The organism is Streptomyces sp. NPDC001348 (genome assembly GCF_053597535.1).
Map to the genome: position 1 here is coordinate 1 of NZ_JBSFIK010000033.1, position 14405 is coordinate 14405.

The window sequence follows — 14405 nt, forward strand, 5'->3', positions numbered from 1 at the left end:
GGCAGAGATGCGCACCCCCCACGTCGTCGTGGTCATGGGCGTCGCCGGCACGGGCAAGACCACCATCGGTCCACTGCTCGCCGCCCGGCTCGGCGCGCCCCCAGACCCCGCCGCGACAGCTCAGCGCGAGTACCGCATCAGCGCGCGGACCATGTGGCAGGTCGTGGCCGACGGCGGGTGGATGCCGATGCGCTCCGCCGTGCTCCGGATCGTCTCGTCGCGGGCCTGGTTCGGCACGTAGACACCGGAGTCGAGCAGGGCGATGGCGAGGCGCATGGCCTTGAGGCGGCGGTTGTGGGTGACGTACCACTCCCGGGGGCGTCCGGGCGGCAGCGGGCGCTTCGCCACGGGCGAGGCGCTGGAGTGGACGGACTTCGGCTTGGGCTTCAGTGCGGCAGCGGGCACGGGCATCCTCCTGTCGCGGTCGGGGCACTCCGCCGGGGGTCCGGCGATTCCCTCGAACACTGCTACCAGTCTACCGATCCCCACTGACATTCAGGGAGTCCACCGAGGCTGCCAAAGGACCAGGTGAGCAACGGAACTGGCGTCGTGTCACACCCGATCCGGGAGGGAAGCAGGGGACCCCAGGAAATTCGAACAAAGCCCCTGGACTACCGGCGGCTGACCCGCCTGCCCGGCGGGCGCGGGCAGGCCCGGTTACCGTGAGCCCATGGAAATCTGGATCAACCCCGCCTGCTCCAAATGCCGCAGCGCCATCAGCCTGCTCGACGCCGAGGGTGCCGAGTACACCGTCCGCCGCTACCTGGAGGACGTACCGAGCCAGGACGAGATCAGGGAGGTGCTGGAGCGTCTCGGGCTCGAACCGTGGGACATCACCCGCACCCAGGAGGCGGCGGCCAAGGAGCTCGGGCTGAAGGAGTGGCCGCGGGACCACTCCGCGCGCGACCGCTGGATCACCGCGCTCGCCGAGCACCCGAAGCTCATCCAGCGTCCCATCATCACGGCGGACGACGGCACCGCGGTGGTGGGCCGCACGGACGAGGCGGTGCAGGACGCACTCCGCAGGAAGTGACTCCCCTGTGACCCCCCTGTGACACAGGACACTTGAGAAGACTCCCGCAACCACTGAGTAACTTCGTTCGGTATCTCGTACATAGCGGCGTACGCTCCCCTACCTCTTCAGGAGGCGCGCATGTCGCGTAGGAGAAAGCTCGGTACGAAGAAGAAGATCGCTCTGCTGGTCAGCGCCGCGGCGGTGGCGGGAGGCGGGGCCTTCGCCATGGCGTCCACCTCGAACGCCGCGCAGAGTCCGCAGCAGGCCAAGACCCTGTCGTCGGCCGCGGACTCGACCGTCTGCCAGGGGCTGGCCACGGCCCTCGGCAACAACCAGAAGTTCATCGACGGTCAGAAGGCCGCCCCGGACGCCCAGTCGGCGGCCAGGATCGCCAACCGCCAGGCGGTCATCGACCAGATCAAGGTGCAGCAGAAGGCGTCCGGATGCGTCGTTGGGGAGTCGGCTCAGGGCTCCCAGGCGACGCAGCCGGCGCAGTCCGCGCCGCCGGCGCAGTCCGCCCAGCCCTCCCGGACGGCCGCCGCGGGCGACCCGGGCGGAGCGGGAAACGCCGGCAGCGGCACTGCCGCGGCCTCCGGCCGGCAGGTCTGCAAGGGCTCCACCGTCACGCTCTCCGGCGAGGGCGGTGCCCCGGCGGCCTCCAGCAACCAGTTCCCGGCGGGGACCACGCTGAAGGTCACCAACCTGGACAACAACAAGTCCACGACGGTGAAGGTCACCTCGGTGTCCGGCAGTTGTGTACTGCTGAACAACGCGGCCTTCGAACAGGTCCGGGAGCCCGGCAAGTTCCTGATCCGCCGTGCCGTCATCGAAAAGGTGGGGTGAGGCTCAGGCCGACAGGAACCGACTGAGGTGACCGGCCAGGCCCGCGGGCGCGGCCTGCGGCAACGCATGGTGCGAAACCCCCTCGAGCACCACCGTCTCCGCGTCCGGCAGCACCGCGCCGGCCCGGTCCGCCACCTCGTACGGGTCATGTGTCCTGCTGCTCCCGGCCAGGAGCAGCAGGACCGGCACGTCCAGGCCGCGCAGGGCGTCCGGCGCCGGTCGCGGTCCGGTCACCGGCTTCGCGGAGGGGAAGCCGGCGGCCGCCTCCTGGAGGCGGAGCCAGTCGGGGTCCAGGACCGTTCCGCCGGTCTCCCACTCCAGGAAGGCCCGCACGCGGCGGGGTGAGGGCCGCAGCAGCATCGGCAGGGCGTGGAGCAGGTACGCCGCCTTGTACCCGGCGAAGCACTGGGTCGGGTCCAGGAGGAACAGGCGGCGTACCCGGCCGGGGGAGCGCAGCGCGTGGTGCAGCGCGATCCAGGCGCCGTACGAATGCCCGCCGAGGTCGGTCTCCGCCAGGCCGAGGCCGTCGAGCAGCCCGTCCAGCCAGGCCGCCAGGTCGGCGACCGTACGGGGGTGACGGTCGGCGGCCGGAACGCTGCGGCCGGGGAAGCCGATCAGGTCGGCGGCGAGGACGCGGTGGGTACGGGCCAGGTCGGCCGCCTGGGCGAACCAGGAGGCCGAGGTCGCGCCGCCGCCGCCCGGCAGGAGGAGCAACGGGGGTGCCTCGCGCGGCCCGCAGGCGTGGACGTGTGTCTCGCCGAACGGGGTGGCCACGGTCACCTCCTCCCGCTCTCCCGGCCATTTCGCCATGACCTTGTCGTACGCAACCCGGAAGGCATCGGTGTCGAACCCGGCCACTGGAACCCCCTAATATCTCGTTCGGCGAGATACTCGCCGAACGAGACGAGATGATAGCCGCCCCTCCGGAGGACTCCGCATGCCGACCGCCGAACCGGGCCCCGAGCTGGAGATCGTCCACCTGCTGCGCGCGGTGACGGTCGAACTGGGGCTGCACAGCGCGAGGTTCGCCGACCGCAACGGCATGCACCCGACCGACGTACGCGCCCTGATCGCTCTCATGGACGCCCGCCGGGCCGGGGACGAGATGACCGCCGGGCGGCTCGGCGCGGGGCTGGGGCTCAACTCGGCGGGGACCACGGCGCTGCTGGACCGGCTGGAGCGGGCGGGGCACGTACGGCGGGTGCGCGGCGAGCGGGACCGGCGGAAGGTCGTCGTCGAGGTGGACGAGCGTGCCGTCGAGCTGGGCCGGGCGTTCTTCGGGCCGCTGATCGAGCGGTCGGTGGAGCTGCTGCGTGGGTACGACGAACGCCAGCTGGCCGCGATCCGGGGCTTCCTCGGCGGGGTGCGCGACACGGTCACCGGTGCGGAGTGACCCTTGATACCCCGCTCGGCCCCGCTCACCACGTGAGTCCGGACACAGAACCACCAGGTAACACGGGGTTCACAGTCGGGCAATGATCGGGAAATCGCCCGTTGACAGGCTGCCGGGCATCGACGGCGCCCCAGTGCCGTAGCGCCGCAGCACCCGCAAGTGCGCCCAGACACACCCCGAAGGATGTGGCCCCGTGAGCTTCAAGGCTGAGTACATCTGGATCGACGGCACCGAGCCGACGGCCAAGCTGCGTTCCAAGACGAAGATCCTCGGGGACTCCGCAAAGGGCCAGGAACTGCCGATCTGGGGCTTCGACGGATCCTCCACCAACCAGGCCGAGGGCCACGCCTCGGACTGTGTGCTCAAGCCGGTCTTCTCCTGCCCGGACCCGATCCGCGGCGGCGACGACATCCTCGTGCTCTGCGAGGTCCAGAACATCGACTTCACCCCGCACGCCTCCAACACGCGCGCCGCGCTGGCCGAGGTGGCCGAGCGGTTCGCCGCTCAGGAGCCGATCTTCGGCATCGAGCAGGAATACACCTTCTTCGACGGCTCCCGCCCGCTGGGCTTCCCCGAGGGCGGCTTCCCCGCACCCCAGGGCGGCTACTACTGCGGCGTCGGCGCCGACGAGATCTTCGGCCGGGAGATCGTCGAGGCGCACCTGGACAACTGCCTGAAGGCGGGCCTGGGCATCTCCGGCATCAACGCCGAGGTCATGCCGGGCCAGTGGGAGTTCCAGGTCGGCCCGCTCTCCCCGCTCGAGGTCGCCGACCAGCTGTGGGTGGCCCGCTGGCTGCTGTACCGCACCGCCGAGGACTTCGGCATCTCCGCCACCCTGGACCCCAAGCCGGTCAAGGGCGACTGGAACGGCGCCGGCGCGCACACCAACTTCTCCACCAAGGCGATGCGCGAGGGCTACGACGCGATCATCACCGCGTGCGAGGCGCTGGGAGAGGGCTCCAAGCCGCTCGACCACGTCAAGAACTACGGCGCCGGCATCGACGACCGCCTGACCGGCCTGCACGAGACCGCCCCGTGGAACGAATACTCCTACGGCGTCTCCAACCGCGGCGCCTCGGTCCGCATCCCGTGGCAGGTCGAGAAGGACGGCAAGGGCTACATCGAGGACCGCCGTCCCAACGCCAACGTCGACCCGTACGTGGTCACCCGCCTGATCGTCGACACCTGCTGCACCGCGCTGGAGAAGGCCGGCCAGGCCTGATTCCCGGACTCGCCCGAGGGGGCGCCCGCCGTCATGGCGGGCGCCCCCTCATGTCTGCTTCAATGAGCACATGGCCAGCTTCCGGAAGTGCACCGCGACGGGTCGCCATGACCTCGAGCCCTTCTGGCCGTCCCGTCAGCACCACGACTTCGACCGGGTGTGTTGCCGCGCGGAGAACGCGCGGGCCCTCTAAAGCCGTACCCCCGGCCTTCGGCCAGCGCGACACGACGTACGTCCCTCTCGACGACCTCCTCGCGCGAAAGAGCTGATCTCTCATGGCGACCACCCGTTCCCTCCCCACCCCCACCACCGCCTCCACCGCCCCTTCGGCCCACGGTTCCCGGCACCGGCTGCGCGCCGTGGACCGGGACGAGGTGGTCGACGTCGCGGATTTCCTGCCGCCGGGCGCCACCTGGCTGCCCGCCCCGCAGCACACGCTGCCCACCCTGCCGGGCCGGCCGCCGATGATCGGCTACCTGGTGCTGGTCCCGGCCGACCAGCAGCCGCCGTTCCTGCCCGTCGCGGTGCCCGACCGTCCCGGCACGGCGGACGGCACGGACGCCGACCCGCTGGTGCGGATCGACGCCGTGCAGCGGACCGCGAGCGTGGACGGACGTGAACTCGAGCTGACGTACCTGGAGTTCGAGCTGCTGGCACACCTGGTGGCGCACCCGAACCGGGTGCACACCCGCGACCAGCTGGTCACCACGGTGTGGGGCTACGGCCATGTGGGCGACGGCCGTACGGTCGACGTGCACATCGCCCGGTTGCGCCGCAAGCTCGGAGCCGCGCACCGCGGGACCATCCGGACGGTGCGCCGGGTCGGCTACAAGTACTCACCTCCGGCCGGTCGTTGACGATCTGCTGACGGCAGAGCGCCGTTCCGTTCCGCGGCCCCGGCGGGCAGAGTCACCGGCATGAGACTTCTGACGCTGGGTGGTACGGAGTTCGCGGGACGGGCCGTGGTGGAGGCGGCGCTCGGACGGGGCTGGGACGTCACCGTCCTCAACCGGGGACGGCACGAGCCCCTCCCCGGGGCCAAGGCGCTGCGCGGCGACCGCACCACGCCCGACGGGCTCGGCGCCCTGGCCGAGGGCGAGTGGGACGTCGTCGTCGACACCTGGTCGTGGGCGCCGCGCGCGGTGCGGGACGCGGCGCGGCTGCTGCGGGGCCGCGCCGAGCGGTACGTGTACGTGTCGAGCTGCTCGGTGTACGCCTGGGCCCCGCCCGCCGGGTACACCGAGGACGCTCCCCTGGTCGAGGGCGCCCAGGCCGACGCCGAGCAGACCCGGTACCAGCAGGACAAACTGGGCGGTGAGCTGGCCGCGCTGGACGCCTTCGGCGCGGACCGCTCGCTGTTCGTGCGGGCGGGGCTGATCCTCGGGCCGTACGAGAACGTCGGCCGGCTGCCCTGGTGGCTGTCCCGGATCGCGCGCGGCGGGCCCGTGCTGGCGCCCGGCCCGCGCGCTCTGCCCCTGCAGTACATCGACGTCGGCGACCTCGCCGAGTGGATCGTCGACGCGGCGGAGGCGGGGCTGAGCGGGCCGTACAACCTGATGAGTCCGCAGGGCCACGCCACCATGGGTGAGTTGCTCGACGCGTGTGTGAACGTGACCGGCACGGACGCCGAGCTGCGCTGGACCGACCCGGACGTGGTGCTCGACGCGGGCATCCAGCCGTGGACCCAGCTGCCCGTGTGGACGCCACCGGGCACCGACATGCACGACGCCGTGCACGGCGCGGACGTCTCGCGCGCCGTGGCAGCGGGCCTGCGCTGCCGGCCCGTGACCGAGACCGTGACCGACACCTGGAAGTGGCTGCGGTCCATCGGCGGCACCGCGCCGCAACGCCCGGACCGCCCGCCGCTGGGGCTCGACCCCGAGGTGGAGGCGAAGGTGCTCGCGGCGACCGGAGGTGTACCTGGCCCCACCCTCTGACCGGGGGCTTCGGGCCAGTGACCCGTACTCCCCCGCCGGGAGAGACTGACGGTATGAACACCACCACGAAGAGCGACACGCTCGCGACGCGCACGCGGGCGGCCTTACTGGCCGGCGTACGGGGTCTCGCCCTCTCCTTGTCGATGCTGCCGGTCGCGGTCCTGTGCTTCACGCTGGCCCTGGTCTCGATGGCACTGATCCCGATCGGTATCGGCCTCTTCACGACACCGGCGATCCTGGGCGCCGTACGGAAGTTCGCGGACGTGCGGCGCAGACTCGCGGCCGAGTGGTGCGGGATCGGCATCCCGTCGGCGTACCGGCCGATACCCGCGGACGCCAAGCCCTGGACGCGCACCTACGCCATGCTGCGTGACCCGGCGGTCTGGCGGGACCTGCGGTGGCTGCAGGTCGACATGACGGCGGGGTTCGTCACGGCGCTGCTGCCGGTGATGGTCCTCCTCTACCCGCTGGAGGGGTTCCTGGTCGCCGGCCTGTGGCGGTCGCTCTCCGGGCTCGACGGGTACTGGTACGGCTTCGTGCACGTCACCGACCAGAGCTCCGCGTTCGGCGCTGGAGCCCTGGCCGCCGCGCTCCTGCTCCTCGCTCCCCTGGCCCCGCGGTTGCTGGCCGTCCACTTCAAGCTCACCCGTGCCGTACTCGGTGCGAGCGAGGCCGAACTGGCCGAGCGGGTGCGGGTGCTGACGGAGAGCCGGCGGGACGCCGTCGACACCTCCGCCGCCGAACTGCGCCGCATCGAGCGGGACCTGCACGACGGGGCGCAGGCCCGGCTGGTCGCCATGGGCATGGATCTGGGGACCGTCGAGATGCTCCTCGACAAGGATCCGGCGAAGGCCAGGCAGCTGCTCGCACAGGCCCGCCAGTCCTCCGCCGACGCCCTCACCGAGCTGCGCGACCTGGTCCGCGGTATCCACCCGCCGGTGCTGGCCGAGCGCGGACTCGGCGACGCGGTCAGGGCCTTGGCACTGCGGCTGCCGGTGGCCACCGAGGTGAGCGTGGAACTGCCCGGCCGGGTGGACGCCCCGGTCGAGTCGGCCGCCTACTTCGCGGTGAGCGAGCTGCTCACCAACGCGGTCAAGCACTCCGGCGCCGACCGGATCTGGGTCGACGTCCACCACGCCGAGGGCATGCTGCGGATCACGGTGACCGACAACGGCAGGGGCGGGGCGGTGGCCGGGGCCGGTTCCGGGCTCTCGGGGATCGAGCGGCGGCTGGGTACATTCGACGGCGTCCTGGCCGTCAGCTCTCCCGCGGGCGGCCCCACCATGGTCACCATGGAGATTCCGTGCGCGTTGTCCTAGCCGAAGACCTGTTCCTGTTGCGCGACGGGCTGGTCCGGCTGCTGGAGGCCTACGACTTCGAGATCGTGGCCGCCGTGGAGTCCGGCCCCGAACTCGCCCGTGCCTTCGCTGAGTTGCAGCCGGACGTCGCCGTGGTCGACGTCCGGCTGCCGCCCACCCACACCGACGAGGGCCTGCAGTGCGCGCTGCGGGCCCGCCGGGACCGGCCGGGGCTGCCCGTGCTGGTCCTCTCGCAGCACGTGGAGCAGCTCTACGCCCGGGAACTCCTGGCCGACGGCAGCGGCGGGGTGGGCTATCTGCTCAAGGACCGGGTATTCGACGCGGAGCAGTTCGTGGACGCCGTACGGCGGGTGGCGGCGGGCGGTACGGCGATGGACCCTCAGGTGATCCAGCAGCTGCTGTCCCGGCGGGCGGCCGGCGACGACCAGCCGATGGGCCGGCTGACGCCCCGGGAGCGGGAGGTGCTCGAGCTGATGGCGCAGGGCCGGTCCAACACGGCGATCGCCGCCCAGCTGGTGGTGACGGAACGGGCGATCGCCAAGCACACCGCCAACATCTTCACCAAACTGGGACTCGAGGTGTCGGACGATGACAACCGGCGCGTACTGGCGGTGCTCGCGTATCTGGACCGGGACCGCTGACAGAACGCGGTTTTTTGTAACTTCCGCTGGTCAGACGGAGGTTGGCGGGGCTCGTGCAGAGATTCTCTGATGAATTTGTGAGACGGCTGAACACCTCTGGGGCGGCGCCCGTATGGAATGGCGCCGCTTCACTCCTGTCGGGCGCCTCGATGCTGCCCCGCAAGGAAGTCAGAGGAGTTCCATGGGACGCAACACACGCAAACGCCGTACGCCGCTGGCCACCAAGGCCATCGCCGCCTCGGCAGCCCTAGCGCTCGGCGGGGGCGGGCTGATCTGGGCGAATTTCTACGCTTCGGCGCATGAGTCGAACGACTCGGCGCAGAACCAGGTCAAGTCGGCCGCCGCGCAGCAGGTCGCGACGATCGCCTGCCCGGACGTGGGCCAGAAGCTGACGAACGTACCGGCCAACGCCCAGAAGGGCGTGGCAGTGGAGCTGGCGAACCTCGACAAGCAGGTCACCGAGGCCTACGCCAGGCTCGCCTCCACGCGCCAGGCGCAGGCCGGCGACGCCAGCTTCGTCCAGAACGCGATCGTCGGGCCCCTGAAGGAGAAGCGGGCCGCGACGATCGACCGGATCCGGATCGACATCCAGCGCGTCGGTGGCCAGTTCAACACCTCGCTGGCCCAGCTCGCCGCCTGCACGACGATGACCGCCAACCAGACCACCGCGGGTGGCCAGCAGAACGGCGGCCAGCAGCAGGGCGGTCAGCAGCAGAACGGTGGCCAGCAGCAGGGTGGCCAGCAGCAGAACGGCGGCCAGCAGAACGGTGGCCAGCAGCAGGGCGGTCAGCAGAACGGCGGCCAGCAGCAGGGCAACAACGGCCAGGCCGGCAACGGTCCGACCGCGGCCGACTTCGTGGACATCACGAAGGTCCCGGCCAACGTCCAGGGCAAGCCGCAGAACGGCGGCAACGCCTCCAAGGGCACCTTCACCACCAAGTGCGGTGTGAACGCCAACAAGAACCACAACACCGACAACGTCATCGTGGCGCCCGGCGTGGCCAACGGCGCGCACCACCTGCACGACTACGTCGGCAACCAGAAGGTCAACGCCTTCTCCAGCAACCAGACGTTCCTGCAGGGCGGCACCAGCTGCCAGAACAAGAACGACCTGTCCTCGTACTACTGGCCGGTCGTCCGCATCCAGGACGGCACGCAGGACTTCGACCAGAACAAGGACGGCGGTGGCAAGGAAGGCAACGTCGGCAAGATCCTGACCCCCGTCCAGGCGGAGATCAAGTACGTCGGCAACCCGCAGAGCAAGGTCACCGCGATGCCGCAGTTCCTGCGCATCATCACCGGTGACGCCAAGACCACCACCAACGGTCTGGCGAACGCCAACGCGCACTGGAGCTGCACCGGCTTCGAGAACAAGGTCCAGCTGACCACGCAGTACCCGATCTGCCCGAAGGGCAGCCAGGTGGTCCGCACCTTCGCCTTCCAGAGCTGCTGGGACGGCAAGAACATCGACAGCGCCAACCACCGCACGCACGTGGCCTTCGCCGACCCGGCGAGCGGTGCCTGCGGCAACGGCTTCAAGGCGATCCCGCAGCTGACGATGCGCCTGGTCTACAACATCAACCCGCCGACCATCCAGAACGGCGTCGTGAAGAACGCCTTCGCGGTGGACGGGTTCCCGGACCAGCTGCACAAGGCGGCCACCGACCACGACGACTTCATCAGCGTCACGACCGGCGGCCTGGCGAACAAGATCGCCAACTGCATCAACAGCGGTCAGCAGTGCCAGTGACCCACTGAGGTGGGCCGATGAAGAAGGCCGGTGGCGGGTCCCTCCCGCCACCGGCCTTCGCCGTGTGCGCACCTGACGTCAGCTGTCGTGGGATCCGTGGGCCTTGTGGTTGGTGCCGATCTCCACGTCGCCGCCGAGCTTCTTGCGCAGCGCCTTGACCACCCCGTCGTCGCCGACGGCGACCCACTTGCGGCCCACGAGGTAGTAACCGCCGTAGTCCTTGGCGTCGTTGATCCACTCGCGCTGGCCGCGGTCGGTGGCGAAGGTGGCGAGGATGAACCGGCCGTCGGTGTTCTTGCAGATGGCCTGGCGGAGTTCGTCGGCGTCCGTCTGGATGTTCGGCGAGCACTTCACCTCGGCGGCCAGGCTCTCCAGGCTGCCGGTGGCCGTGGTCGGCACCGCGTCCTTGGCCTTGGTGCCGCCGGAGCCGCAGCCCGCGAGCGCCAGTACGGCGGCGGCGCCCGTCAGGACGAGCATCGGTCGGGTGAGCCTCATCTGTTTCCTCCGGTACCGTCGGGCGAGAAGCATGCCGCAGAGAGCCCCGGCGAGGGGCCCCGCCCTTCGATACGGGCCCTGTGCCCGCTGTACTCAAATCCGGTGCGGCCGCTGGCACACCCGTGCGAAGGTGTGCCGGTGAACCAAGACTGGGAAGATCGCGTCATCGCCGCATGGGCCACCTTCGACGACTATCCGGAGGAGCGTGCGGACGAGTTCCGAGCCGTGATCGACAAGCTCGTCGCGGAGCTGCCCGAGGGCAGCCCGCTCGGCCCGTTCGAGCAGGCCTGCGCCTGGGACTCCACCGGCCACTCGGACAAGGCGGCACCGCTGTACCGGGAGGCGCTCGCGCGGGGGCTGAGCGGCTACAAGGGCCGCCGGGCCAAGATCCAGCTGTCCAGCTCCCTGCGGAACATCGGCCGCGCGGAGGAGGGCGTCGAACTGCTCACCCCCGAACTGGACGCGCCCTCGGACGAGCTGGACGACGCGGTACGAGCCTGCCTCGCCCTGTGTCTGTCCAGCCTCGGCCGGGACCGGGAGGGCCTGTCCCTGGTCCTCGGCGCGCTGGCCCCGCACCTGCCCCGCTACCAGCGGTCGATGGCCAACTACGCGCGGGCCCTGGTCGAGACCGGGGACTGAACCACCCGATCCGGGGGGCACGATCACCCGGATGGCGGGTGACCATCCCCCACCTCGCTCGTTTTCCGGACGTGCAGTCACAGGATGTAGCCCAGCAGCACTCACCCGCCTCCTCCCCGGCCGCCGGCCCGGTCGTCGACGTCGAACAGGCCGAGGCCGCCCTCGTCGAGCACTACCCCCGGCTCGTCCGGCTCGCCTACCTGGTGCTGCCGCCCGGCACCGGCCGGGGCAGGCGCGTCCTGACCGCGCACGCGCTGACCCAGCGCGCCCTGCCCCGGGGCCGGAAGTCGTCCTCGGTGATCCCGGCCCAGTCGACCGGCCGTGACGGCGACCCGGGGTACGCCTTCGTCCGCCTCCAGGTGGTGCGTACGGCCCTGGAGGCGGGCCCGCACCCGGGGCGCAGGCTGTGGCCCACCCGTTCCCAGCTCCCGCCGCTGCTGCCCCAGGTGTGGGGTCTGCGCCTCTTCCCGCGCTCCGGCGGCGCCGACGAACTCGCCCTGGACCAGCAGCTGGCCGCCCTGTCCGGGCCGGCCCGCGCCGCGTACGTGCTGCGCGGCCTGGAGAAGCTCCCCGACGCCGACGTACGCGCGCTGCTGACCGCGGCCGGCGTCCCCGACCCGGACGCGGCGCTGCGCGAGGCCGACGGCATCCCCGCCCAGCACGCGCTGCTCGGCTCCCCCGAGTTCGACCCCTGCTCGCTCCAGGCCCGGCCCACCGACCTGATGCGGCGCAGACAGCAGAGCAAGGCGGCGCTCGCCGCGGCGGCCGCGCTCGCGGTGTGCGGCGCGCTGGTCCTGCTGCCGAGCGGCGGCTGGGGTCCCGACGGCGCGGCCGCCCCCGTGTACGCGCGCAACCCGGCGGCCGAGGCCGCCCTGGACCCGGGACGGCTGGTCCGGGTCTCCCCCACCGCCTGGCGGACCGCCGCCCGCACCGACTTCTCGGTGTGGCCGGCGCGCGGCTCCCTCACCAGGGACACCGCCCTGCTGCGCCGCGCCCTCGCCGTCTGGGCCCGTCCCGGTGGGACGGTCCAGGTCTCGGCGACCCCCGGCACCCAGACCGGCGGCCCGGCCGGGCCGCCGCAGCTGCTGTACGCGGGCGAGGTCGACAACGCCCGCGTGGTGCTGCTGTACGACGGTCTGCGCATCGCCCGCTACGCCGAGCCGAAGGACGGCACGGCGGGCGCAGCGCTCGACTTCGCCCGCGTCGACGGGGCCCGCAAGGCCGAGGCCGGCGCCCTCGTGCTCAGCCGGTCCGACGAGAACGTCCGTTACCTGACCGCTCCCTGGGTCCAGAAGGCGGCCGAACGGGATCTGGCCAAGCCCGGCGCGGGAGCCATGGACCTCAACCTGACCGACGGGGTCACCTCACCGCTGGCCAGCCCGGCCCTGCGGTCGGGTGCCTGCACCTCCTGGAACGTGCTCCAGCTGACCGACGCCTCCGGCACCCGCCTCGTCACCGACCTCGGCGAGCTGACCCCGGCCCGGCTCACCTTCGGGCGGCCCGGCAGGACCGGTGAGGCGTCGGGGGCCCAGGCGCTGCACACCTGGGCGCCGTTCGCCTGTTCGCTGGCCGCCCAGCGCTCCGCCGGGGTGCGCAGCGTCAACGCCTGGTCCTTCGCCGACCAGCCGTTGCCCGACGCGAGCGGCACGGGCAGCTGGGTGTGCACCCGGGCCGAAACCTGGCGCGGCGACGGCACGCTGGTCCTGGCGCAGTTCCAGACGCCGCGCGTGCGGTACGGGGCGGTCGCGGCCAAGGGCACGGACGTGACGGCGTGCGGTCCGCGTGATCCCCATGTGCTGGCCGGTGTGCTGTGGAAGTCCGGCGCGGGGGCCTGGTACCTGCTGACCGCGGGTGGCTCGGACACCGCGTCGATCCGTACGACCGGCGGAGTCACCGCGACCACCGAGGGCAACCTGCTCGCCGTACGGGCGAAGCGGGGAGCCCAGGTGGAGTTGCAGGGCACCCTGAAGGACGGCACCCCGATCAACGGCCTGCGCTGACGCGTCGTCCTCGTCGCCCGACATGTGAACATCCACGGCCGAATTCGATCGGTAAGGTGTTCGCATGACTACCGGGGTTCGCCGCAGGATGGGCGTCGAGGAGCGGCGGCAGCAGCTGATCGGCGTCGCCCTCGAGCTGTTCAGCCGGCGCTCGCCGGACGAGGTCTCCATCGACGAGATAGCGTCCGCGGCGGGTATTTCGCGCCCACTGGTCTACCACTACTTCCCCGGCAAAGTCAGCCTGTACGAAGCGGCGTTGAAGCGTGCCTCGGAAGATCTGGCGGGCCGGTTCGCGGAGCCGTGCGAGGGTCCGCTGGGGGCGCGGCTGCTGCGCGTGATGCGCCGCTACTTCGATTTCGTCGACGAGCACGGGCCCGGTTTCTCGGCGCTGATGCGCGGCGGCCCGGCCGTCTCCGTGGGCGGATCCCACTCGGTGAGCCACGTTTCGGCCACCCACGCGATCGTCGACTCCGTCCGGCAGGCCGCGTACGACCAGATCCTTGTCCACCTGGGGGTCTCCGAGCCGCCCGCGCGACTGGAACTGGTCGTCCGCTCCTGGATCTCGCTCGCCGAGTCGACGGCCCTGATCTGGCTGGACGGCCGGCGCATCCCACGCGCCGAGCTGGAGGTCCAGCTCGTGCACGACTTCGCCGCGCTGGCCGCCGTGAGCGCCGCCTACGACGAGGAGATGTCCGCCCTCCTGCGCGGCATGCTGAAGGAGGAGCCGGCGGACGGCCCCTTCAGCGACCTGGTGACCCGGCTGATCGCCCTCGGTTCCTGAACCTCAGCGCTCGAACTTGCGGTAGGAGGCGTCGAGTTCGCGTACCTCGGCGGAGGCGTGCAGAACGAACCCGTCGTCCGCCACATGCTCGCGCAGCAGCTCGAGGACGGTCTCGGTCAGTTTCGCCTTGGTCTCTTCGGTACGGCCGGCCAGCAGGCCGATCGTGACATGGACGATGGCGTGCTGCTCGTCCTCGGGGTCCTCGTAGCCGAAGGCCGTGAACGCACTGGGGCGGAACTGCGCCTTGCAGGCCTCCGGCTTGGCGGCCGCGATCTCGACCGTCGCGGTGTGCAGGGCGTGGGCGAAACCGGCGCGGTCGAAGGCCGGAGCCATCACGGCGGAGTAGTCGACGGTGATCTGCGGCATGGCG

General features: G+C 71.4%; 16 protein-coding genes and 1 pseudogene. 13 read left to right on the plus strand and 4 right to left on the minus strand.

Features of this window, described 5'->3' with window-relative positions; translation table 11 throughout:
* Window positions 1-7: 7 nt before the first annotated feature.
* Window positions 8-100 (plus strand): annotated as a pseudogene (locus tag ACWC21_RS28960) (gluconokinase); the annotation flags it as partial.
* A gap of 20 nt (window positions 101-120) precedes the next feature.
* Here ACWC21_RS28960 and ACWC21_RS28965 read toward each other — a convergent pair.
* On the minus strand, window positions 121-405 hold the full coding sequence (locus ACWC21_RS28965; RefSeq protein WP_450886091.1) for a hypothetical protein: 285 nt from the start codon (window positions 403-405) through the stop codon (window positions 121-123).
* Between the two features lie 265 nt (window positions 406-670).
* Here ACWC21_RS28965 and ACWC21_RS28970 point away from each other — a divergent pair, with 265 nt between their 5' ends.
* Both ACWC21_RS28970 and ACWC21_RS28975 read left to right on the plus strand, forming a co-directional pair.
* Window positions 671-1033: an arsenate reductase family protein gene (locus tag ACWC21_RS28970; RefSeq protein ID WP_450885941.1), complete on the plus strand. Its 363-nt coding sequence runs from the start codon at window positions 671-673 to the stop codon at window positions 1031-1033.
* 120 nt (window positions 1034-1153) lie between these two features.
* Window positions 1154-1858 (plus strand): hypothetical protein, encoded by a 705-nt coding sequence (locus ACWC21_RS28975; protein WP_450885943.1) that lies wholly within the window; start codon window positions 1154-1156, stop codon window positions 1856-1858.
* 3 nt (window positions 1859-1861) lie between these two features.
* Here the strand turns inward: ACWC21_RS28975 and ACWC21_RS28980 are convergent, their stop codons facing one another.
* Entirely contained in the window at window positions 1862-2668 is an 807-nt protein-coding gene (locus ACWC21_RS28980) for an alpha/beta fold hydrolase (RefSeq protein WP_450886093.1), read from the minus strand.
* A gap of 127 nt (window positions 2669-2795) precedes the next feature.
* On the opposite strand from ACWC21_RS28980, the gene ACWC21_RS28985 reads away from it, so the two are divergent.
* The 7 genes from ACWC21_RS28985 (at window position 2796) to ACWC21_RS29015 (ending at window position 10120) form a co-directional block, all read left to right on the plus strand.
* Entirely contained in the window at window positions 2796-3251 is a 456-nt protein-coding gene (locus tag ACWC21_RS28985; RefSeq protein WP_450885945.1) for a MarR family winged helix-turn-helix transcriptional regulator, read from the plus strand.
* Between the two features lie 193 nt (window positions 3252-3444).
* Window positions 3445-4473 (plus strand): glutamine synthetase, encoded by a 1029-nt coding sequence (gene glnII / locus ACWC21_RS28990; protein ID WP_450885947.1) that lies wholly within the window; start codon window positions 3445-3447, stop codon window positions 4471-4473.
* A gap of 275 nt (window positions 4474-4748) precedes the next feature.
* On the plus strand, window positions 4749-5330 hold the full coding sequence (locus tag ACWC21_RS28995) for a winged helix-turn-helix domain-containing protein (RefSeq protein WP_450885949.1): 582 nt from the start codon (window positions 4749-4751) through the stop codon (window positions 5328-5330).
* Window positions 5331-5390: 60 nt separating this feature from the next.
* Entirely contained in the window at window positions 5391-6410 is a 1020-nt protein-coding gene (locus tag ACWC21_RS29000; RefSeq protein WP_450885950.1) for an SDR family oxidoreductase, read from the plus strand.
* A gap of 53 nt (window positions 6411-6463) precedes the next feature.
* Window positions 6464-7729 (plus strand): sensor histidine kinase, encoded by a 1266-nt coding sequence (locus ACWC21_RS29005; protein WP_450885951.1) that lies wholly within the window; start codon window positions 6464-6466, stop codon window positions 7727-7729.
* Complete coding sequence (locus ACWC21_RS29010; protein WP_450885953.1) at window positions 7714-8370, plus strand: LuxR C-terminal-related transcriptional regulator; 657 nt, start codon at window positions 7714-7716, stop codon at window positions 8368-8370. The genes ACWC21_RS29005 and ACWC21_RS29010 overlap by 16 nt, the downstream gene beginning before the upstream one ends.
* A 181-nt stretch (window positions 8371-8551) precedes the next feature.
* On the plus strand, window positions 8552-10120 hold the full coding sequence (locus tag ACWC21_RS29015) for a DUF1996 domain-containing protein (RefSeq protein WP_450885954.1): 1569 nt from the start codon (window positions 8552-8554) through the stop codon (window positions 10118-10120).
* A 78-nt stretch (window positions 10121-10198) separates the two neighbouring features.
* On the opposite strand, the gene ACWC21_RS29020 is transcribed toward ACWC21_RS29015, so the two are convergent.
* On the minus strand, window positions 10199-10615 hold the full coding sequence (locus ACWC21_RS29020; RefSeq protein ID WP_450885956.1) for a hypothetical protein: 417 nt from the start codon (window positions 10613-10615) through the stop codon (window positions 10199-10201).
* A 138-nt stretch (window positions 10616-10753) separates the two neighbouring features.
* On the opposite strand from ACWC21_RS29020, the gene ACWC21_RS29025 reads away from it, so the two are divergent.
* The 3 genes from ACWC21_RS29025 to ACWC21_RS29035 all read left to right on the plus strand — a co-directional run bounded on the left by ACWC21_RS29025 (window position 10754) and on the right by ACWC21_RS29035 (window position 14035).
* Window positions 10754-11254 carry a tetratricopeptide repeat protein gene (locus ACWC21_RS29025; RefSeq protein WP_450885958.1) on the plus strand — a complete coding sequence of 167 codons (501 nt, stop codon included), beginning with the start codon at window positions 10754-10756 and terminating at the stop codon, window positions 11252-11254.
* Window positions 11255-11325: 71 nt separating this feature from the next.
* Entirely contained in the window at window positions 11326-13254 is a 1929-nt protein-coding gene (locus tag ACWC21_RS29030; RefSeq protein ID WP_450885959.1) for a hypothetical protein, read from the plus strand.
* A gap of 64 nt (window positions 13255-13318) precedes the next feature.
* A complete protein-coding gene (locus ACWC21_RS29035) occupies window positions 13319-14035 on the plus strand; it encodes a TetR/AcrR family transcriptional regulator (protein WP_450885961.1) in 717 nt (238 codons plus the stop codon).
* A 3-nt stretch (window positions 14036-14038) separates the two neighbouring features.
* On the opposite strand, the gene ACWC21_RS29040 is transcribed toward ACWC21_RS29035, so the two are convergent.
* Window positions 14039-14401, minus strand: coding sequence for a 5-carboxymethyl-2-hydroxymuconate Delta-isomerase (locus ACWC21_RS29040; RefSeq protein ID WP_450885963.1), 363 nt, complete (start codon window positions 14399-14401; stop codon window positions 14039-14041).
* Window positions 14402-14405: the final 4 nt, after the last annotated feature.

What these genes read in the sequence shown, in the direction of transcription:
- ACWC21_RS28970 (WP_450885941.1), top strand. Translation starts at nt 671, where the DNA reads ATGGAAATCTGGATCAACCCCGCCTGCTCCAAATGCCGCAGCGCCATC.
- ACWC21_RS28975 (WP_450885943.1), top strand. Translation starts at nt 1,154, where the DNA reads ATGTCGCGTAGGAGAAAGCTCGGTACGAAGAAGAAGATCGCTCTGCTG.
- ACWC21_RS28980 (WP_450886093.1), bottom strand. Translation starts at nt 2,668, where the DNA reads ATGGCGAAATGGCCGGGAGAGCGGGAGGAGGTGACCGTGGCCACCCCG.
- ACWC21_RS28985 (WP_450885945.1), top strand. Translation starts at nt 2,796, where the DNA reads ATGCCGACCGCCGAACCGGGCCCCGAGCTGGAGATCGTCCACCTGCTG.
- ACWC21_RS28995 (WP_450885949.1), top strand. Translation starts at nt 4,749, where the DNA reads ATGGCGACCACCCGTTCCCTCCCCACCCCCACCACCGCCTCCACCGCC.
- ACWC21_RS29000 (WP_450885950.1), top strand. Translation starts at nt 5,391, where the DNA reads ATGAGACTTCTGACGCTGGGTGGTACGGAGTTCGCGGGACGGGCCGTG.
- ACWC21_RS29005 (WP_450885951.1), top strand. Translation starts at nt 6,464, where the DNA reads ATGAACACCACCACGAAGAGCGACACGCTCGCGACGCGCACGCGGGCG.
- ACWC21_RS29015 (WP_450885954.1), top strand. Translation starts at nt 8,552, where the DNA reads ATGGGACGCAACACACGCAAACGCCGTACGCCGCTGGCCACCAAGGCC.
- ACWC21_RS29020 (WP_450885956.1), bottom strand. Translation starts at nt 10,615, where the DNA reads ATGAGGCTCACCCGACCGATGCTCGTCCTGACGGGCGCCGCCGCCGTA.
- ACWC21_RS29035 (WP_450885961.1), top strand. Translation starts at nt 13,319, where the DNA reads ATGACTACCGGGGTTCGCCGCAGGATGGGCGTCGAGGAGCGGCGGCAG.
- ACWC21_RS29040 (WP_450885963.1), bottom strand. Translation starts at nt 14,401, where the DNA reads ATGCCGCAGATCACCGTCGACTACTCCGCCGTGATGGCTCCGGCCTTC.